This is a genomic window from Bradyrhizobium elkanii USDA 76 (assembly GCF_023278185.1).
Lineage (GTDB): Bacteria > Pseudomonadota > Alphaproteobacteria > Rhizobiales > Xanthobacteraceae > Bradyrhizobium > Bradyrhizobium elkanii.
The window spans coordinates 236,031-255,602 of the sequence record NZ_CP066356.1 but is presented as its reverse complement, the minus strand read 5'-3'; the positions used below and the strand labels follow the sequence as shown (position 1 = coordinate 255,602).

General features: G+C 64.9%; 20 protein-coding genes and 1 pseudogene. 5 read left to right on the top strand and 16 right to left on the bottom strand.

Features of this window, described 5'->3' with window-relative positions; translation table 11 throughout:
• Positions 1 to 59: 59 nt before the first annotated feature.
• From bchE to JEY66_RS01165, 10 genes and pseudogenes are all read right to left on the bottom strand, one after another.
• Positions 60 to 1,586: a magnesium-protoporphyrin IX monomethyl ester anaerobic oxidative cyclase gene (gene bchE / locus JEY66_RS01210; RefSeq protein ID WP_016843610.1), complete on the bottom strand. Its 1,527-nt coding sequence runs from the start codon at positions 1,584 to 1,586 to the stop codon at positions 60 to 62.
• Positions 1,587 to 1,798: 212 nt separating this feature from the next.
• Entirely contained in the window at positions 1,799 to 2,539 is a 741-nt protein-coding gene (locus JEY66_RS01205; protein WP_018269238.1) for a di-trans,poly-cis-decaprenylcistransferase, read from the bottom strand.
• 30 nt (positions 2,540 to 2,569) lie between these two features.
• Positions 2,570 to 2,992 carry a transcriptional regulator gene (locus tag JEY66_RS01200; RefSeq protein WP_075969197.1) on the bottom strand — a complete coding sequence of 141 codons (423 nt, stop codon included), beginning with the start codon at positions 2,990 to 2,992 and terminating at the stop codon, positions 2,570 to 2,572.
• Positions 2,979 to 3,596, bottom strand: coding sequence for a hypothetical protein (locus tag JEY66_RS01195; protein ID WP_016843613.1), 618 nt, complete (start codon positions 3,594 to 3,596; stop codon positions 2,979 to 2,981). The genes JEY66_RS01200 and JEY66_RS01195 overlap by 14 nt, the downstream gene beginning before the upstream one ends.
• Positions 3,597 to 3,724: 128 nt before the next feature.
• The gene (locus JEY66_RS01190) at positions 3,725 to 4,081 is read right to left on the bottom strand and encodes a DUF1428 domain-containing protein (RefSeq protein WP_016843614.1); all 357 of its coding nucleotides are present in this window, start codon (positions 4,079 to 4,081) and stop codon (positions 3,725 to 3,727) included.
• Positions 4,082 to 4,223: 142 nt separating this feature from the next.
• A complete protein-coding gene (locus JEY66_RS01185; protein ID WP_016843615.1) occupies positions 4,224 to 4,961 on the bottom strand; it encodes a DUF899 domain-containing protein in 738 nt (245 codons plus the stop codon).
• An 18-nt stretch (positions 4,962 to 4,979) separates the two neighbouring features.
• Positions 4,980 to 5,342 (bottom strand): annotated as a pseudogene (locus JEY66_RS01180) (SRPBCC family protein); the annotation flags it as partial.
• The gene (locus tag JEY66_RS01175; RefSeq protein ID WP_075969198.1) at positions 5,327 to 5,782 is read right to left on the bottom strand and encodes an ArsR/SmtB family transcription factor; all 456 of its coding nucleotides are present in this window, start codon (positions 5,780 to 5,782) and stop codon (positions 5,327 to 5,329) included. The gene JEY66_RS01175 and the pseudogene JEY66_RS01180, both read right to left, overlap by 16 nt.
• 129 nt (positions 5,783 to 5,911) lie before the next feature.
• Positions 5,912 to 6,199, bottom strand: coding sequence for a DUF3551 domain-containing protein (locus tag JEY66_RS01170; RefSeq protein WP_026192015.1), 288 nt, complete (start codon positions 6,197 to 6,199; stop codon positions 5,912 to 5,914).
• A gap of 154 nt (positions 6,200 to 6,353) precedes the next feature.
• Positions 6,354 to 7,325 (bottom strand): Bug family tripartite tricarboxylate transporter substrate binding protein, encoded by a 972-nt coding sequence (locus JEY66_RS01165; RefSeq protein ID WP_016843619.1) that lies wholly within the window; start codon positions 7,323 to 7,325, stop codon positions 6,354 to 6,356.
• Between the two features lie 204 nt (positions 7,326 to 7,529).
• Here JEY66_RS01165 and JEY66_RS01160 point away from each other — a divergent pair, with 204 nt between their 5' ends.
• Together JEY66_RS01160 and JEY66_RS01155 are read left to right on the top strand one after the other, a co-directional pair.
• A complete protein-coding gene (locus tag JEY66_RS01160) occupies positions 7,530 to 7,949 on the top strand; it encodes a VOC family protein (protein WP_016843620.1) in 420 nt (139 codons plus the stop codon).
• Positions 7,950 to 8,158: 209 nt separating this feature from the next.
• Positions 8,159 to 9,739 carry an AMP-binding protein gene (locus JEY66_RS01155; protein ID WP_018269239.1) on the top strand — a complete coding sequence of 527 codons (1,581 nt, stop codon included), beginning with the start codon at positions 8,159 to 8,161 and terminating at the stop codon, positions 9,737 to 9,739.
• A 126-nt stretch (positions 9,740 to 9,865) separates the two neighbouring features.
• Here the strand turns inward: JEY66_RS01155 and JEY66_RS01150 are convergent, their stop codons facing one another.
• From JEY66_RS01150 to JEY66_RS01135, 4 genes are all read right to left on the bottom strand, one after another.
• Positions 9,866 to 11,155, bottom strand: a complete 1,290-nt coding sequence (locus JEY66_RS01150; RefSeq protein ID WP_016842657.1) for a cytochrome P450 — start codon at positions 11,153 to 11,155, stop codon at positions 9,866 to 9,868.
• 151 nt (positions 11,156 to 11,306) lie between these two features.
• Entirely contained in the window at positions 11,307 to 12,404 is a 1,098-nt protein-coding gene (locus JEY66_RS01145) for an HD-GYP domain-containing protein (RefSeq protein ID WP_016842658.1), read from the bottom strand.
• 291 nt (positions 12,405 to 12,695) lie between these two features.
• Complete coding sequence (locus tag JEY66_RS01140; protein WP_016842659.1) at positions 12,696 to 14,981, bottom strand: xanthine dehydrogenase family protein molybdopterin-binding subunit; 2,286 nt, start codon at positions 14,979 to 14,981, stop codon at positions 12,696 to 12,698.
• A complete protein-coding gene (locus tag JEY66_RS01135; RefSeq protein ID WP_026192016.1) occupies positions 14,978 to 15,469 on the bottom strand; it encodes a (2Fe-2S)-binding protein in 492 nt (163 codons plus the stop codon). The genes JEY66_RS01140 and JEY66_RS01135 overlap by 4 nt, the downstream gene beginning before the upstream one ends.
• 309 nt (positions 15,470 to 15,778) lie before the next feature.
• On the opposite strand from JEY66_RS01135, the gene JEY66_RS01130 reads away from it, so the two are divergent.
• The 3 genes from JEY66_RS01130 (at position 15,779) to JEY66_RS01120 (ending at position 17,715) form a co-directional block, all read left to right on the top strand.
• Positions 15,779 to 16,567, top strand: a complete 789-nt coding sequence (locus tag JEY66_RS01130; RefSeq protein WP_016842661.1) for an alpha/beta fold hydrolase — start codon at positions 15,779 to 15,781, stop codon at positions 16,565 to 16,567.
• Positions 16,564 to 16,899 carry a hypothetical protein gene (locus JEY66_RS01125; protein WP_016842662.1) on the top strand — a complete coding sequence of 112 codons (336 nt, stop codon included), beginning with the start codon at positions 16,564 to 16,566 and terminating at the stop codon, positions 16,897 to 16,899. Before JEY66_RS01130 ends, JEY66_RS01125 begins: the two co-directional genes overlap by 4 nt.
• 141 nt (positions 16,900 to 17,040) lie before the next feature.
• The gene (locus JEY66_RS01120; RefSeq protein ID WP_016842663.1) at positions 17,041 to 17,715 is read left to right on the top strand and encodes a dienelactone hydrolase family protein; all 675 of its coding nucleotides are present in this window, start codon (positions 17,041 to 17,043) and stop codon (positions 17,713 to 17,715) included.
• Positions 17,716 to 17,852: 137 nt separating this feature from the next.
• Here JEY66_RS01120 and JEY66_RS01115 read toward each other — a convergent pair whose 3' ends face one another.
• Positions 17,853 to 18,623: a polysaccharide biosynthesis/export family protein gene (locus JEY66_RS01115; RefSeq protein WP_026192017.1), complete on the bottom strand. Its 771-nt coding sequence runs from the start codon at positions 18,621 to 18,623 to the stop codon at positions 17,853 to 17,855.
• Between the two features lie 235 nt (positions 18,624 to 18,858).
• A complete protein-coding gene (gene msrA, locus JEY66_RS01110) occupies positions 18,859 to 19,515 on the bottom strand; it encodes a peptide-methionine (S)-S-oxide reductase MsrA (protein WP_026192018.1) in 657 nt (218 codons plus the stop codon).
• Between the last annotated feature and the right edge of the window lie 57 nt (positions 19,516 to 19,572).

The window sequence follows — 19,572 nt, the reverse complement described above, 5'->3', positions numbered from 1 at the left end:
TGACTCAGGCGTCCAGTCATCAGCGCCAGTTATCCAGAACCCGGCAAGACGGTATCGACTTACGCTGCGCGTGACGTGCCGACGCGGCGCTCAGGCCGGTGCGACGACATCGATTCCTCCTCCATATCCTGCGGCGCGCCCCAAAATTCCTGCACGGTCGGCCCGTGCGTCAGTCTTTTGTCGCGCAGGAAGCCGAGAATTTCATGCGGCCAGACCCGGCGGCCCATCTGCGTGTACCAGCGCATCGCGTGACGAAGTCCGGCGTCGCGGTGAAGCAGCACGCGGAGCAGCGCCTTCGGGCGGCATTGCAGCACCATCTCGGTGAACTTGAACCAGAGCAGCACGCGCCATGGCGGCATGTGCCGGGTCGCCAGCACCTGATGCTTGTAGTCCCAGAGCCTGCGATCGGTCTGGATGACGCGTCGCTCCGCCGCGAGACGGAAATACGGCGTCCAGCGATGCGGCGTGACGTACAGCATCTGGATCTGGTCGGGATCATAGGACAACAGCTGCCTGAGGCCGCGCCAATGATCGCGATCGGTCTCCTCCTCGAAGCCGACCACCCAGGTCGCCATCGACAGGATGCCGTGCCGGCGCATCAAGCGGATGGCCTCGCGATCGATCGTGGTGGTCGCACCCTTGCGGATCAGCTCCAGCGTCTTCTCGTCGGTATTCTCCATGCCGAGCAGGAAGCGCTGCCAGCCCGCCTTCTTGTAGAGATGCAGGATGTCGGCGTCGCGCACGATGTCGTCGGCGCGGGTCGAGCCGACCAGGATCAGATCGACATCCTCCGCGATCAAGGCCTCGAGAAAAGTCCGCCACGCCTTCTTCGAGACGGTCGGATTCTCGTCGGCGAAATTGATCACTTTGACGCCGTGTTCGCGATGGAGCCGCGCCAGCTCCTTCGCGAAGCGCACGGGATCGCGGTGCCGCCATCGCGTCCAGAAGCCGCGCTGGCCGCAGTAATTGCAGAGATGCGGACAGCCGCGCGAGAACTGCACGACGACGGCGCGCAGCCCGCCCCAATAGCTGTAGCGCGCGTGATCGATCAATTCCCAGCCGATGCGATAGGCATCGAGATCACGGATGACAGGCGCAGGCGGCGTGACGCGCGGCCCATAATCGTCGCGAAATGCGATGCCGTTGATGATGCTGAGATCCTCGCCGGCCTCCAGAGCCCGCATCAGACGCCGTGCAGTCTCTTCGCCCTCGCCGCGCACGATCGCGGTGACGTAGCGCTCCTCGCGCAGGATGTCGCGCCAGTGATAGGTCGGAAACACGCCGCCATAGACGATCCGCACACCGGGCACGGCCTTGACGATGGCCTGCGCCACCTCCGCGATGACCGGATGGCCCGACGTCGAGCCGGAATGACCGAACAGCACCGCATCCGGTGCAAATCTCGATGCCTCCGCCACGATGGCTTCGACCGGCATCGGCCCGAACTCGGCATCGATGAGACCGACGTCGTGGCCGTCATCGATCAGCGGCCCGCCGATCGACAACAGGCCGAGTGGCGGCAGATGGTCGTCGGGGATCCGGCTGCCGATCGCCGGATGCGGTACGTTGATGAGAAGAATGCGCATGGATGATCGCTCCCGCTTTGGTTGGCGTGATCGTTCGTCCCCGCATCTTGTGAGAGAGCCCAACCCCCCGGCCGGGCTTTAGGAAGAGAGCAGTTGGCGCGGCCTGACGCGCTAAAGCGCGATGAGCTTAGGTTGAATCACCATCGCGCTTTAGCTCCTTGTTTGAGCATGATCTTTTCGGAAAACCGCTTCGCACTTTTCCGGATCATGCTTTAGAGGTTCGGTACCTCCGCCGGCGCGATCGCGGTCAGTCCGCCGAAGCGGCGCTCGCGGCGATGGAAGGAGCCGAGTGCGTCGGCGAGATCGTCGGCATCGAATTCGGGCCACATCCGCTCGGTGAAGTGCAGCTCGGCATAGGCGCCCTCCCAGAGCAGGAAGTCCGACAGCCGCTTCTCGCCCGAGGTGCGGATGATCAGATCGACGTCGCGCAGCCCGGCCTCGCCGGTGATGAGATCGGCGAAAGTCTCGCGGCTCAGCTCGCCGGCGCCGGCCGCGCGCGCGGCCGCGTTCAGGATGGCGTCGCGCGCCGAATAATCGATCGCGATGCGCAGATGCAGCGTGGTGCCGCCGGCGGTCTCGGCCTCCGCGCGCGTGATCGCGGCTGCGATGCCGTCGGGCAGCCGGTCGCGGCGGCCGATCACGGTGAGGCGAACGCCGTTGCGCACCAGCGCGGCGATCTCGTTGGCGAGATAGAACCGCAGCAGCCCCATCAGTGCCGCGACCTCGGCCTTCGGACGGCGCCAATTGTCGCTCGAGAAGGCGTAGAGTGTCAGCGTGCCGACGCCCTGGTCCGGCGCGGCCTCGACGATGCGGCGGATCGCCTCGACGCCGGCCTCGTGTCCGCGCAGGCGCGACAGGCCGCGTCGCGTCGCCCAGCGGCCGTTGCCGTCCATGATGATGCCGACATGGAGCCTGATGGCGGCTTCCGGCTTGAGCGCGACGTTACTTTGCATCACAAAGTCTCCGGACAAAAATGGAATGGTTCAAACCGGCTGGATACCGAGGCGGCCAGCTGCGCCGTCGTCCTTGCCGGCGGTCTTCTCAGCCTTGCCGCCGGCCTTGTCTGCCGAGCCGGCAGCCCTGGCCGCGTCACGCACCAGTTGCTCGAGCACGGCGAGATAGTCGAGGAAACGGCGGCGGCCGCTCCTGGTCAGGCGGCAGGTGGTGTGCGGACGATTGCCTTCATAGCCCTTGATGACGTCGACGAGACCGGCCTCCTGCAGCACCTGGAGGTGCCGGCTGAGATTGCCGTCGGTCAGGCCGCAGAGCTGCTTGAGATCGGCAAAGGCGAGCCCCTTCGGATGCGCCATCAGCGAGGTCAACAGGCCGAGCCGCGCCTTCTCGTGGATGACGCGGTCGAGGCCGTCATAGGCGAACGGCGCGGTGGTCAGGTCAGTCTTCGGCATCATGGCCTCCGGAAGCGAAATAGAGCAGCGCTGCGAGCAGCAACTGGCCGATCGCGAATGGCAATCCCATGGTCCAGGGCGACAGCGCGTGGCTCTGGCTTGCGATCAGCAGCACCGTGAATCCCGACAGGAAATACCAGGCGCCGCCGAGCGCGATCGTGCGCGGCAGCAGGCGGACCGAGGCGAACACGCCGAGGCTGACCAGGACCTGCCACAGGCCGGGCAGCATCCACAGCGTCTCGGGCGCGAACTTCCATTGCAGGACAGCGAGCAGCACGCCGGCGATAACAGCCGGAACGAACTGCTCGATCGCCTGCTGGACCATCGCGTCCGCAAGGCCGGAATGATGCCGCCGCGAGCGCGCCTGCATCTCGATCCAGATCAGCACGGCGGAGACCAACGCGGCCGCCGCCCAGCCTGCGAGGAATGCGATCGGATGAGCGGTGGGATCGGCAAGCCAGAGATATTGCGCAAGCGCCGTGACGAGCGCGATGCCACTGGTGGCGGCGACGGTCGCCGGACCGTAGCCGCGAAACGCCGTTCCGGCCGCAATCTGGCTGCGGATCGCGAGGATATCGGCCAACGCCTTGTCGAGGTCACGCATGATTCGCCCGAACTTTGTATTGCAAAGTATACGGGATCACCAAGTAAACGCAAGCGGCATCGCGCCGCCTGCCAAGCGTGATGTTTAACAGCCGGTTACTGCGCGGATTGCGGCGAAACCGTGCCGCGTCAAACCTTCACGAGGCTGGCAAAGCCGCCATAGATCATCCGCTTGCCGTCGAACGGCACATCGCCCGTGCCCATCGACGCCAGGCGCGGATCGGCCATCACCTTGGCGTTGATCCTGTCGCGCTGGGCGCGCGACTTGTAGGTGATCCAGGCGAACACGACGGTTTCGCCGGCCTTCAGTTTCACGCTCTGCGGAAATGAGGTCAGCTTGCCCGGCTTGACGTCGTCGGCGACCCATTCGCGATAGTCCAGCGCGCCATACTCGCGCCAGACCTTGCCGGCCTTCTTCGAGAGCTGCGCATAGGCTTTGAGTTTCTTCTTCGGCACGGCGACGATGAATCCATCGACGTAAGGCATGGGCGATTCCTGTTGTTTGGGCTCCCTGTCATTGCGAGCGCCAACGAAGCAATCCATCTCTCCAAACGCTGAAGATGGATTGCTTCGTCGCTTCCGCGCAAAATTGCTCTGCAATCTTGTCGCGAGCCCCGCGCAATGACGATCAGCTGTGACAGCAGGATGCCTGAACCGGCGCCGGTTGGTACTGGTCACGTAGCCGCACCCAGTCCATCGGATAGGGCAATCCTTCCTCGTGGCGGCCGAGCGGCGTCAGGTCGAGGTAGTGATAGGCGGCATTCATCATGTCGAGGCCGCGCGCGAAGGTCGAGTAGGTGTGGAACACGCTTCCCTGCTCGTCGCGACAGAACACGCTGATGCCGGGCAGTTCGGGACCATAGAGCGGGGTCGTTCCATAATTGTACTTCGCGGTCCCCGCATCGATCTGCGCTTGCGTGAACGATACGCCGTAATCGTAGTTGAAGTCGCTCTCTCCCGAGGAGACCCAGTCGAAGGTCCAGCCCATCCGCGCCTTGAATGCGTCGAGCTTGGCGAGCGGCGCCCGCGAGACCGCGATCATCGTGGTGTCGCGCGCAGCCAGATGCGGAACCATGCGCTCGAAACCGTCGGCCCAGAACGAGCAACTCTTGCACGCTGCGTCCCATTCCGGCGCGAACATCACATGCTGCACCACGAGTTGCGGCCTGCCCTTGAAGAGATCGCCGAGCGTCATTTTGCCGCCCGGCCCGTCGAACACATAGTCCTTGTCGACCTTGACCCAGGGCAGTTCGCGGCGCTGCCGGCTCAGCGCTTCGCGGGCCTGGGTCAACTCCTTCTCGCCGATCATCAGCGCCTTGCGGGCTGCGATCCATTCTTCGCGCGAGACGATGTTGTGCTGTTGCATGGGATGCTCCTTTGCAGATCAGGCGTCGACAAAGCTTTCCAGATTGCCGAGGAATGCGGTCCAGCCGCGCTGGTGGTTGTCGCGGGCGGTCTCATCGACGAACTGCGCGTGATGGAAGGTGAGCAGCGTGCCGCCGGCATCGGGCTTGATCGATATCGTCACCTCGGATTCGCGCTCCGGCGTCGAATGCCAGGCCCAGCTGAACACCAGCTTCTCGTTCGGCACCACCTCACGATAGACGCCGGCGACCTCGTGATATTCGCCGTTGGTGCCGATGAATCCGATGCGATAGCGTCCGCCGACGCGGACATCGAGCTCCGCGCGCGTCGTGGCCGGCTTGACCCCACCCGGTCCGAACCACTGCGCTAGATTTTCCGGCTCGGTCCACGCGGCGTAGACTTTTTCCGGCCGCGCGCGGAGCCGCCGCGTGAGGGTGAGGCTTGGGCGCGCGGCGAGGCCGGCATCGGCGGCGACTGCGGATTTGTTTGCCATGGGTCTTCCTCCACAAAAGCGGCAAGGCGGTCGAGGTTGTCGGACCAGAATTGCGCATAGCGATTGAGCCAGTTCATCGCCTGCTCCATCGGCCGCGCGGTGAGCCGGCACGCCACCGTGCGGCCGGTCTTTTCGCGCGCGACGAGACCCGCATCGGTGAGCACGTCGAGATGCTTCATGATCGCCGGCAACGATATCGCGAACGGCTGCGCCAGCTCGCTCACCGACAGGCTGTCCTGCTCGCCGAGCCGCGCCAGCAGGGCGCGGCGGGTGGGATCGGAAAGCGCCGCAAAGGTGCGGTCCAGCGTCTCGTCTTGATACTTAACCATGTGGTTTAGTATAGGCGCAAACGGCGCGACGTCAAGCGCGCGGCTTCACGATCGCGTCAGGATGGACCCGGCGCGGGGACGAAGGTCAGGAATGGTGGGGACAGACCGCCTTGCGGTGATGCCGCAACACTAGTCGGGATAAACGGTCCGGTGCCGGCGCTGATAGCGGCGCGGTGGTGGCGGCGGCGGTTCGCTGAACAGGAAGCGCGGATTTTCGCCGCAATAGAGATAGCGGCCCGACACGCTCGCGAGACACTGCTCGTAGGTTCGGTAGGCGCATTCGCCGGGGTAGCCCAGGCTCGGGCCCTGCGCACACCATGGGTAGTCATACGGATCGGCGGAAGCGGGCGTGATACTCGCCGCGCCGGCGAGCGTCATCGTTCCCAGAACAAGCATTGCCAATCCCGATGCGCGCATGATCCGGCTCCTCGGATGCCGCAGTTAGTCAGGTGCGGCATCTTTGATAAGGTTCCTGAACGTCAATTTATTCCGCGTCAAGGCCGACGAACTTGACTGCACCACGCGGGCCACATTTGTCCCGCGCGATCCAGCATCGCGCCTCTTGCGACGTCTACTCGACCTTGAGGCCGGCGAACTCGACGACCTTCTTCCACTTGTCGGTTTCGGCCTTGATATCGTTGCCGAAGGCTTCCGGCGTCTGGATCAGCGGATCGCCGCCGAGCTCGACCAGACGCTTCTTCATGTCGGGTTCGGCGAGCACGGCGTTGATCTCGGTGTTGAGCTTGGCGATAACTTCCTTCGGCATGTTCTTCGGCGCGCCCATGCCAAACAGCGCGCTCGCTTCGTAGCCCTTCACGGTCTCGGCGACCGACGGAACGTCCGGCAGTTGCGAGGATCGCTCGGTTGACGTCACCGCCAGCGCGCGCAGCGCGCCGGAGCGGATGTGCTGGATGATCGAGGGCATGTTGTCGAAGATCACTTGCACCTGGCCGCCGAGCATGTCGGTGATCGCGGGCGCGGCGCCGCGATACGGCACGTGCTGCATCTTGCAGCCGGTCATCGCCATGAACATCTCGCCGGAGAGATGCACCGAGGTGCCGTTACCGGAAGAGGCCATGTTCACCTTGCCGGGATTGGCCTTCACATATTCGATGAACTCGGCGACGGTCTTGGCCGGCACGTCCTTGTTGACGGTCATCACGTTCGGCACGCGATTGAAGGAAGCAACCGGCGCGACGTCGCGCACGAAGTTGAACTTCAGATTGGCGTAGAGCGAAGCGTTGATGTAATTGGCCGGATTGACCAGCAGCACGGTGTAGCCGTCCGGCTCGGCGTTGATCGCCGCCTCGGTGCCGATATTGTTGCCGGCGCCCGGCTTGTTCTCGATCACGAATTGCTGCCCGAGCCTCTCCGACAGCCGCTGCCCGACCAGGCGCGCGATGATGTCGGTGGCGCCGCCCGGCGGATAACCCACGATCCAGCGCACCGGCCGCGCCGGATAGTCGGCAGCGGAAGCGCGGCCGATCGCAAATGTCGAAATCCCCGACCCGATCAGGCCCAGCGCGGTACGGCGTGAAATCATGAAGTTTCTCCCAATCCAGCAGGGTTTGGCGCCCTGCCCGTTTCTGTTGCGTTGCGTGCGGCGCGGTTTTAACAAACAATGCCTGAAGCGGCCAGTGCGACACGTGCGCCGCCGACCGCGACGAAAGACTAAGCTGCGGCTCTGATCGCACCAGAACCGGCGACCACATCGCTCGAAAGCACTCTGGACCGAAAAGGATCGATCATGTCCGTCAAGGTGAATGGGCTCGACCATCTCGTGATCAACGTCACCGATGTCGTGCGCTCGGTTGCCTGGTACAGCAGGATCCTCGGCATGGAGGTGAAGGTGTTCGACGCCGGCAAGGGCAAGACGCCGCGCACCTCACTGGTGTTCGGCAACCAGAAGATCAATGTGCGGCCGCGCGATGCCGACAAGGTGGACTGGTTCACCGCCGATCACGAGGCGGCCGGCAGCGACGATCTCTGCTTCCTCACCTCGAGCACGCCCGAGGAAGTGGTCGCGCATCTGAAGGCCAATGGTGTCAGGATCGAGGAAGGCCCGGTGGCCAAGCAAGGCGCGCGCGGCACGCTGCGCTCGGTCTATTGCCGCGACCCCGACGGCAGCCTGATCGAGATCTCGTCGTACGAGAAGGACGCGACCTAGCTTTCGATCGTCATTGCGAGCCGGCGTGGCGTGCGAATGCGCGCCCGATGACGGATGCCGCGAACAAGTCGATCTCTTCCGCGCGGCGGAACAGACAGCTTCAGCGCAAAACCGCTTTGCAAATCCCGATTTGCTCTCGGCGCACGCCGATGGCAGAACTGCTCCCAACCAAGACCAATGGCGGCCGACAAGGCCGCGCGGGAGGACATATGAACAATTCAAAAGCAGTGCCGGGCGTCGTGGGACCGTTTGCGGGACTCGATGTGCCATGGCTGCTCAAAATGCGTGCCGAGGTGCGCCGCGATCATCCATTCCTGATCTGGGCGCCGTTCGACGCGCCGGCGCGGCGCTGGAGCTACGGCGAATTCCACGAGCGCGTCGGCGCGCTCGCTGCGGGCCTTGCGAAGCGCGGCATCCGGCAGGGCGACTATGTCCTGATCCATCTCGACAATTGCATCGAGGCGATCATGTCGTGGTTCGCCTGCGTCGAGCTCGGCGCCATCGCCGTCACCACCAACACCCGCTCGGCCGCGGCCGAGATCGAATATTTTGCCGGCCATTGCGGCGCGGTCGCCGCGATCACCCAGCCGGCCTATGCCGAGCTGATATCAGCCAACTGCAAGGGCCTGCGCTGGATCGCGGTGACCTCGCACGACGCCGGGCAAGCGCCGGCACAGCCGCCCGCGCGCGGCGACAGTTTCGAGGCGCTGTCTGCCGACGGCGCCGACCGGCCGCGTCGCCCGACCGATCCGCTCGCCCCTTGCAGCGTGCAATACACCTCCGGCACCACGTCGCGGCCGAAGGCGGTGCTGTGGACCCACGCCAACGCGCTGTGGGGCGCCAAGATCAACGCCGCGCATCAGGACCTGCACGCCCTTGACGTGCACCAGACCTATCTGCCGCTGTTTCACACCAACGCGCTGGCCTATTCGATGCTGGCGAGCCTGTGGGTCGGAGCGACCTGCGTGATCCAGCCGCGCTTCTCGGCGAGCCGCTTCTGGCCGGTGGCGCTGGAGCACGGCTCGACCTGGACCTCGACGATCCCGTTCTGCATGAAGGCGCTGCTGGAGCACGAGGTGCCGAGGAATCACAAGTTCCGGCTCTGGGGCACCGCCGTGAACGAGCCGCCTGCCTTCGGCGTTTTCGGCATCAAGATCATCGGCTGGTGGGGCATGACCGAGACCATCACGCACGGCATCATCGGCGAGGTCGATCAGCCCAACACGCCGATGTCGATCGGACGCGCCGCGCCGGAATACGAAATCCGCATCACCAACGATGACGGCACACCGACCGGCGTCGGCGAGACCGGCAACCTGCTGATCAAGGGCATTCCCGGCCTGTCGCTGTTCGCCGAATATCTGCACAACGAGAAGGCGACGCGCGAGAGCTTTGACGAGCACGGCTATTTCATCACCGGCGACCGCGTCACGATGCTGGAGCGCGGCTACATCAAGTTCGGCGATCGCTCCAAGGACATGCTCAAGGTCGGCGGCGAGAATGTCGCGGCCTCCGAGATCGAGCAGGTGATCGCGGTGGTGCCGGGCGTGCGCGAGGCCGCGGTGGTGGCGAAGAAGCACCCGATGCTGGACGAGGTGCCCGTCGTCTTCATCATCCCGCAAGCCGGCGTCGCCGCCCTGCCCGCCGATTTGCACGACAACGTCATGACCGCCTGCCGCGCCGCGCTCGCGGACTTCAAGGTGCCGCGCGAAATCCGCTTCGTCGACGAGATGCCGCGCTCGACGCTGGAGAAGGTCGCGAAGGCGGAGCTCAGGAAGATGCTGGAGTGAGGTTTCCGACATTGCGAGGAGCAAAGCGACGAAGCAATCCATGCTTCCGTATGTGGCGCCATGGATTGCTTCGCGGAGCCTGTCATCGGGCGCGCGTTCGCGCGACCCGTTGGCTCGCAATGACGCTCAATTCACCTCGAAGCGGATCGGCAGCTTCTTCGGGCCGTTGACAAAATAGGCCTGCGTCATCTTCACCTCGCCGTCGAGCGTCAGCGATTTCAGGTGCGGCAGCAGCTCCTCGAACAGGATGCGCATCTCGAGCTTGGCGAGGTACTGACCGAGGCAGAGATGCGCGCCATAGCCGAACGCGACATGGCGATTGGGCTTGCGGTCGCTGCGGAAGCGATCGGGGTCCTCGAACACCTCCTCGTCGCGATTGCCCGAGGCGTAGCACAGCATCAGCCAGTCGCCCTTGGCGATCTTGCGGCCGCCGAGTTCGGTATCCGCGGTGGCCGAGCGCATGAAATGCTTGACCGGCGTCATCCAGCGGATCGACTCGTCGACCAGGCCCGGGATCAGGTCCGGGTTGGCCTTCAACTTGGCGAATTCCGCGGGGTCCCGGGCCAGCGCCCAGATCGCGCCCGCGGTCGAGGATGAGGTGGTGTCGTGGCCCGCGGTCGCGACGATCATGTAATAGCTGGTCTGGTCGTGCTCCGGCATGTAGTCGCCGCCGATCTTCGCATTGGCGATGACGGTAGCGAGATCGTCGCGCGGATTCTGGCGGCGATCCTCGGTGATCTTGCGGAAGTAGGCGGAGAAATCGGCGATGATCGCCTGCAGCATCGCGGAGACCTGCTCCGCGCTGAGCGCGTCGCGGACCCGGGCGGTGTCGGGATCCTGCGGCCCGAACAGTTCCTGCGTCAGCTTGAGCATGCGCGGCTCGTCCGCCTCGGGCACGCCGAGGATCTCCATGATGACGTGCAGGGGATAGCCGAGCGCAACGTCCTCGACGAAATCGCAGGCGCCGCCCCTCGCGAGCATGCGCTGCACCGTGGCGCGCGCGATCTCGCGGACGCGGGCCTCGAACTTGCCGAGATTGGTCGGCATGAACCAGCCCTGCGTCAGCGCGCGATATTTCGGGTGGTCGGGCGCGTCCATCTGCACCAGCGAGCGCACCAGGTTGGGCCCGCCGGTGATCTTGCGAACGCGCTCCTCGAGCGCCTGCGTCGTCAGCGTGGTCGGCCGGTCGGCGTTGTGGAACAGCTCGTTCTGCCGGCTGATCGCCTGGATATGGGCGTGCTTGGTCACCACCCAGAACGGATCGAACTTCTCGGGCCGCGCGATGCCGAGCGGGTTGTTGGCGCGCAGCCAGCGATAGCTGTCGTGGATGCGGTCGTCCGCATAGGCGACGGGATCGACAAGGGTTGCCGCGATGTCGGCGGGGATGTCGAAATCCCCGGTCGTTGCCGTATCCATGATCGTCCTCACCCGTCGGAGCATCGGTCTTGCCGATGATCACCGGAATCTAGGCGGAGGTAAGGAGCACGACTTGCGTTGATTGGCTAGAGCCGCCGCCTCAGCCGGCATTGCGACGACGAAGCGACGAAGCAATGACGGGGTTGAGGGCTCAATAATGCCCGAACGCCACCGGGCGGAACGCCTGCAGCAATTGCTGGTCGAGCTTGCCGCCCATCTCCTCCATCATGGAGAACGCCTTGGCATGGGTGAACTGCAGCCGGTAGGCGCGCTTCTCGACCAAAGCGGCATAGACATCGACGATCGTGGTGACGCGGACGATGTCGCTGATCTGGTTGCCGCTGAGGCCGTTGGGATAGCCGGTGCCGTCGAGGAATTCGTGATGATGCAGGATCACGTCGAGCATTTCCGGCGGAAAGCCGCCCTGCGCGGACAGCGCCTCGTAGCCGCGGCGCGGATGCTCGCGCATCTCGGCCATTTCCTCGACCGTCAATGCGCCGGGCTTGTCGAGCAGCGCGACCGGAACGAACGCCTTGCCGACGTCGTGCAGCAGCGCGGCGCGGGCGAGCCGGCGCTGGTCGTCGTCGCGCATGCCGAGATGCTGCGCGAACGCGACCGCAAAACCGGTCACGAACAGGCAGTGACGATAGGTCTCCTGGTGATGGCAGCCGACCGTGGTCAGCCATTCGCGCAGCGAGTTGTGCTTGATCGCCTTGAGGATCTTGTTCTCGGCGGCGACGATGTCCTCGAACTTGAGCGGCTCGCCGGCGCGCATCCGCTCGAACATCTTGACCATCACGCCGTGCGCGGCCTCGACGCCGCGGTTGAGCGCCTTGCCGCGATCGGTCTCGTCATAGCCGCTGTCGTCGGGGAACGCGGCACGGATGCGCTGCAGGATTCCGCGCGCATCGAACGGCCGCGAGATCGTGTCGGTGGCGCCGAGCGCCCAGGCCTGCATCGAGGCGTGATGCAAGGCATCCGCCAGCACGAACAGCCGCGGCATCTCGCGATAGGCGTCGGCCTGCAGCTTGGCGCGGACGAGCTGCACGGCTTCGGGCGAGCGCAGGTTGATGTCGACGACGATGCCGGAGAGATCGCGGGCCGGCTGCTCGGGAATGTCGGAAGTCGGAACGGTATCGACCTCGCCCACCGAGCGCAAAATGCTGGCGAGCTCGTTGCTCTGGTCGCTTCGATCTGACGCCAGCAGGAGGCGGCGCTTCGAAGTCTGGTTGTTGGCTAAGGCAGTCATGGCATCCCCGTCGCGGTAACGACCGACGCCGGGACGCTACCTGACGATGCGTTCCCTCCAACTTAATGGGGATGCTGAACGGCGCTTAAGCGCAATGGATACAATTTGAGGGATCGCCAAATCCGCCAGCAGAATCAGGCCGGCCGGAAACCAATGCAGATGCGAGCGTCAGCGGCGAATCATGAATTTTTGCGGCGTCAAAGTTGATGCCGTCACCGCCCGGCCGACGCGCGGAGCCAAGAAAAACGCCGGAGAGCTTGTGCTCTCCGGCGTCCTTGTTCGTTCAGCTCATTACGCCTTCATCGCCGCCTTGACGGCTTCCGCAGTGATCGGCAGGCCTCGGACGCGGGCGCCGACCGCGTTGAAGACGGCGTTGCCGATCGCCGGCGCCACCACCGTCACCGCCGGCTCGCCGACGCCGGTCGCCTTCTCGCCATTGGCGATGACGTTGACCGCGACTTCCGGCAGCTGGCTCATCCGAAGCGGCGTATAGCTGTCGAAGTTGGTCTGCTCGATGCCGCCGTCCTTCAACGTCGCCTTCTCGAACAGCGCCAGCGACATGCCCCACAGCGCCGCGCCCTCGACCTGGGCGCGGATGCCATCGGGATTCACCTGCGTACCGACGTCGGTCGCAACCGTCAGCTTCTTCACCGTCACCTCGCCCGACGGGGCAACCGCGACATGGGCGACGCAGGCGGTCCAGCTCGCCGTGGCGCGCTCCTGCGACGACACGCAGGCAACGCCCATGCCTTCGCCCTTGGGCAGCTGCTTGGTGCCGTAGCCGGCAAGGCCCATCGCAGCGAGCAAGGTGTTGCGCAGACGCTGCGCGCCGCCGTCATTCTTGCCCTTGCCGTCGAGCAACGAGATGCGCAGCTGCGCCGGGTCCTTGCCGGTCGCATGCGCGATCTCGTCGATCATGCTTTCGACCGCCCAGAACGTCCAACCCGGCGCCACCGAGCGGAGCTGACCGGACGGGGTGGCGTTGTGCGCCATCTCGTTCTTGATCGCCCGCACATAGTGATTGGGCACGGTGTAGAAGAAGTCCGCTCCGTTCACGGTGAAGGAGTCGAGCGGGCCCTTCTTGTCGACCGACGGTGTGAGGAAATCGGGGATTCCCCAACGCGCGGTCGGCCAGGCCGAGACCACGTCGTGGCTCATCGCGACGATCTTGCCGTCGCCGTCCATGCCGGCCTTCACTTTCTGGTAGGTCAGCGGACGCGAGAAATCCATCGTCATGTCGTTTTCGCGCGTGTAGATGACCTTGACCGGCTTGCCGACGGCCTTCGCCGCCTGCACCGCGGGAACCATCATGTCGGCGTCGAGACGCCGGCCGAAACCGCCGCCCAGCCACATCTGGTGCATCACCACGAACTTCGGATCGATCCCGGCGGCGCCGGCCGCAATCGCGCCGGAGCGCGTCGCGAACTGGTTGCCGGAATAGATGTGCAGGATGTCGCCCTTGAACTCCGCGGTGGCGTTCATCGGCTCCATCGGCGCGTGGATGTTGATGTTGGTGGTGTATTCCGCCTCCAACACCTTGGCCGCCGAGCCGTACGCCGCGTTCGGATCGCCGTCCTTGACGAAGAACTCGCCGGAATCGCTGAGCCCCTGCAGCCGCTTGGCCTCGGCGAACAGCGATTCGCTCGACAGCTTTGCGTTCGGACCGCCGTCATAGCTGATCTTCAGCGCCGCCGCGGCCTTCTTCGCCTGCGCATAGGTGTTGGCGACCGCGACGACCCAGCCGGTCGTGGTTGTGGTCTTGTCGTCGAGGGTGACGGCCTTGATGAAGCCGGGCAGCTTCTTGGCCGCGCTATCGTCGACCGACTTCACGGTGGCGCCGTAACGCACCGGCGGGGTGACCAGCGCGCCGTAGACCATGCCCGGCACCATCACGTCGATGCCGTACTTGGCCGTGCCGTTGACCTTCGACGGAATGTCGAGCTGCGGCACCGAGACGCCGATCATGGTGTACTGGTCGGGCGTCTTGAGCTTGATCGCCTTCAGGTCATCCGCCGTGAAGGTCTTGGTCGCCTTGCCGCTCTTCACCACCTCGGCGAACGACATCGACTTCTTCGACTTCGCATGGCTGATCCTGGAATCGCGCACCACCAGCTCGCCGGCCGGCACGCCCATGGAGGCTGCCGCCGCTTCGGTCAATGCGATGCGGCCGGCTGCGCCGGCGCGGCTCATGGCATCGAAGTTCATCATCGTCGACCAGCTGCCGCCGGTGATCTGCGCGCCCAGCACGGGATCGTTGAACTTCGGATCGTTGGAGGCGAGCTGAACCCGCATGTCCTTCCAGTTCGCGCCGAGCTCTTCGGCCACGATCTGCGCCATGGTCGAGGCGACGTGCTGGCCCATGTCGGCCTTGCCGCAGGTCACGGTGACGAGACCGTCGGGTGCGATCGAATACCAGACGCTCGGCTCGAAGCTGGCGGGTGCGGGCGCCGCGAGCGCCTGGTCGATGCCGGACGCGGCGTAGCCGAGCACGAGGCCGGTTGCAGCGGTGCCGACCAGGAAGGAACGGCGGCTGAGATCGGTCGTCTCGGGCGCGAGGTTTTTCACGTGCTTGTTCATGTGGCCCTCCGCTCGGATCCGGTGGCCGATGCGGTGCGCATGTCGGACGCAGCGCGCATGATCGCCTTCTGGATTCGTGAATAGGTCATGCAACGGCAGAGGTTGCCGTCCATATGCGCGACCACTTCTTCCTTGGTCGGGTTGGTGTTCTTCGACAGCAGCGCCGCCGCCTGCATGATCTGGCCGGACTGGCAGTAGCCGCATTGCGGCACCTGCTCGGCGACCCAGGCCTTCTGCAAGGGATGATCGCCCTTGGCGGAGAGGCCCTCGATGGTGGTGATCTTCTTGCCGACGGCGTCGGCGACCGAGGTCTGGCAGGACCGCACTGCTTCGCCGTTGACGTGAACCGTGCAGGCGCCACACAGGCCGGCGCCGCAACCGAATTTGGTGCCCGTCATCTGCAATTGCTCGCGGATGACCCAAAGCAGCGGCGTGTCATTGGCCGCCTCGACGGACATATTCCGTCCGTTGATATTGAGATTTGGCATCTCTCTCCCCTTCCGGTGTAGGAAGCCGCTTACGGCGGCAACTCACTGTTGGGTCTTGGCCGGCGCCCACCGGGTCAGCGACAGTTGCCGAAACAATGATCCGGTTCCCGGCTGGAGGCAATCCAATTTGGAATTGCTCGAAAAGAATAAATTTCCGAAGATGCCTGTTGTGCGATGCGGCAACGGCATGACGCTTTTTGGAATGCCAGCGTTCGTGTCTAATCGCCAGACGCTTGCTCAAAGCGTCGGCAGCAAGCACCGGCAACGCCGTCCGATGACAGCGGCGAGAGAAACACAAGGAGCCCGTCAATGGCCAAGCTCAACCGCAACGGCGTCGAGATCTACTACGAGGTCCACGGCAGTGGCCCGCCGCTGATCCTGACCCACGGCTATTCCTCGACGTCGGCGATGTGGCAGGGCCAGATCGAGGCGCTGTCGCAGCGGCACAAGCTGATCCTGTGGGACATGCGCGGGCACGGTCAGTCCGACTATCCCGACGATCCCGATGCCTATAGCGAAGCGCTGACGGTCGGCGACATCGCCGCTTTGCTCGACGCCGCCGGCGCCGACAAGGCGATCGTCGGCGGGCTGTCGCTCGGCGGCTACATGTCGCTCGCCTTTCATCGCGCCCATCCGGAGCGGGTGCGGGCGCTGCTGATCATCGACACCGGCCCGGGCTTCAAGAAGGACGACGCCCGCGATGTCTGGAACAAGCGCGCCCGCGAGACCGGCGACCGCTTCGACCGCGAAGGGCTCGAGGTGCTGAGATCGCTGAGCGCCGAGCGCGCGTCGGTCACCCATCGCAACGCCAGGGGCCTCGCGCTCGCCGCGCGCGGCATGCTGGCACAGCGCGATGCTCGGGTGATCGAATCGCTGCCCGGGATCCAGGTGCCAGCGTTGGTTGTGGTCGGCGCCGACGACACGCCGTTCCTGGCGGCGTCCGACTACATGGCGGCAAAAATCCCCGGTGCGCAGAAGGCGGTGATCCCGAACGCCGGCCACGCCGTCAACATCGACCAGCCGCAGGCCTTCATCGCCGCGGTGCTGCCGTTCCTGGATGGCCTTGAGGCCGGCGCGCCGGGAAAGACTGCGCCATGAAGACGATCGCGGTTGCCTTGTTGCTGATTGCGGCCGCGACAGAGGCGAACGCGCAGAAGCTGCCGTTCGTCACAGCCCCGTCCACTTTCACTGCAACGTTGTCCAACACCACGCCGCTGGCGTTCGGCATGGGCGTTGCGGACGCGCAGCGCGCGCTCGGCACACCGCTCACCTATGTCAGCGGACGGCCCGGCAACGAGATCTTCCTGACCTTCCGCGACCTCGGCGGCAGCGGGCTGTTTCCGCACCACGACCGCCTCTTCCTGCAATTCCGCAAACACCGGCTGACCGGCTGGAAGGCCGACTGGGGCGAGAACTGGATGTGGCGCTAGAGCATGGTCCGGAAACGTGCGAAGCGGTTTTCCGGAAAGGCCATGCTCAAACGAAGAGCCAAAGCGCGATGACGATTTCATCGCGCTTTGGACCTCATCATCAAGAGCTTCATGCAACCCCCAAACTGACAAGGATGGACCATGGGACAAAACATCAAACTCAAGGCTTCGGACGGATTTGAACTCGGCGCCTACCGCGCCGATCCTGCCGGCGCGCCGAAGAGCGCGGTGGTCGTGATCCAGGAGATCTTCGGCGTCAATCACCACATCCGCTCGGTCTGCGACCGGCTGGCGAAGGAAGGCTATGTCGCGGTTGCACCTTCGATCTTCGACCGCATCACGCCGAACTTCCAGAGCGGCTATTCCCCCGACGAGATCGCCGAGGCGCGGAAGTTCGTCGCCAATCCGGACTGGGCCGCGATGCTGCGCGACACCCAGGCCGCGATCGATGCGGCGAAGCCGGTCGGGCCGGTCGGCATCATCGGCTTCTGCCTCGGCGGCAGCGTCGCCTATGCCGCCGCCACCAAGCTGGCCGGGCTGTCAGCCGCGGTCGGCTATTACGGCGGTGCCATCGTGCGCTTCGCCAACGACAAGCCGGCAGTGCCGACGCAGCTGCATTTCGGCGAGAAGGACGCCGGCATTCCCTTGAGCGATGTCGAGACCATCAAGTCGAAGCGGCCCGAGGTCGAGGTCTTCATCTATCCCGGCGCGCAGCACGGTTTCCATTGCGACGAGCGCGCCAGCTACGACAAGGCAAGCGCCGACATCGCCTGGCCGCGCAGCATGGAATTTTTCGCAAAGCATTTGAAGCGATAGGAAGCGGGCTTTTCCACCCGTCGTTCCGGGGCGCGCAAAGCGCGGACCTCAGGTGCGCAATTGCGCACCGGGGAACCTCGAGATTCCGGGTCCGATGCTGCGCATCGCCCCGGAATGACGAAGGACGCTGTCCTTCGTCAAAACCAGCGCTCGCCGACGAACACCGTATCGCCCGGGCTCATCGGCGTACCCAGCGGCACCACGAAGCGGCCGGAGCCGGACGCATCGGTGTGGGTCAGCGTCACGCTGTCGCGGCGGGCACGCGGCGAGAAGCCGCCGGCGATCGCGACCGCGCTCTCGACCGTCATGTTCGGCACGTAGGGATATTGGCCGGGGGCCTGGACTTCGCCGAGAATGAAGAACGGACGATAGGACTCGATCTCGACCGCCACCGAAGGCTCGCGGATGAAGCCGTTGCGCAGCCGCGCCGAGATTTCGCCGGCAAGCCCGGCCGGCGTGCGGCCGCGTGCCGGTACCGAGCCGATCAGCGGCATCGTGATCGCGCCCGCGGCGTCGATCGCATAGGAATTGGTCAGGCCTTCCTGGCCGTAGACCACGACGCGGAGCTTGTCGCCGGGGCCAAGGTGATATCCGTTGTCGTAGCCGGCGGGGGGTCCACCCGGGGAGGCGGCGGCATAGACGACCGGGGCGGCGGCCGGTGCGGCATAGCCATAACCAGGGGACGTGCTGGCGAAGGCGGAACGCAATGCGCTGATCGCACCGCCGCCGCCTGCATCGGCAACCGGAGCGGGTGCGTAGGCCGGGCCATAGCTGACGGCATCGACGCCTTGCGGGCCCAAACCTTGCGGGCCAATGGCGACGGGACCGGACGTGCTCATGCAGCCAGACAGCGCGAGCGCAGCCACAACGGCAGTGATCGGCAATCGTAACGCGCGTGCAACCGGCACCGGACCTATCCCTCAACGGCGAGACAGGCCCAGTCTTGCACCACTTATGGTTAACAAAGGGTTTTCGAGGGTCGAGCGGGAGGCCGGAAAAGCCGGCCTCCTATTGGCTTAGAGCACGATCCGGAAAAGTGGAAACCGGTTTTCCGAAAAGATCATGCTCAAACAAGGATCTAAAGCCGTGCCCGGGAAGAGCGCAAACCGGCTTTCCGGAGCGAGCTCTTGCTCAGCAGGACGATCAGGCGGTGACGCCAACGCCGATCGGGCAGGACACGCCGGTGCCGCCGAGCCCGCAATAGCCCGCCGGATTCTTGGCGAGGTATTGCTGGTGGTAGTCCTCGGCGAAGTAGAACTCACCTGCGGGCGCGACCTCGGTGGTGATGGCGCCGAGGCCCTTGGCGGCAAGCGCCTTCTGATACATCGCCTGCGACTCATCGGCTGCTTTGCGCTGCGCGTCGCTGAACGTGTAGATCGCGGAGCGATATTGCGTGCCGATGTCGTTGCCCTGGCGCATGCCCTGCGTCGGGTTGTGGTTCTCCCAGAACGTCTTCAGCAGCTTCTCGTAGGAGATCTTCTTCGGGTCGAACACGACCAGCACCACTTCGGTGTGGCCGGTGCGCCCCGAGCATACTTCCTCATAGGTCGGGTTCGGGGTGTGGCCGCCGGCATAGCCGACCGCGGTGGTGTAGATCCCCTCGCCGAGTTCCCAGAATTTGCGCTCCGCGCCCCAGAAGCAGCCGAGCCCGAACACCGCCTGCTCGAGGCCTTGCGGATAAGGCGGCTGCAGCTTGCTGCCATTGACGAAATGGGTGGTCGCGGTCGGGATCGGCGTCGCGCGACCCGGCAGCGCCTCGGCGGCGCTCGGCAACGCGGTGGTCTTGCGCATGAACAACATGGACACCTCCAGCGGGACATCGGCCGACGCGGCAACGGCCTGCGGGCCGGCTGTCAC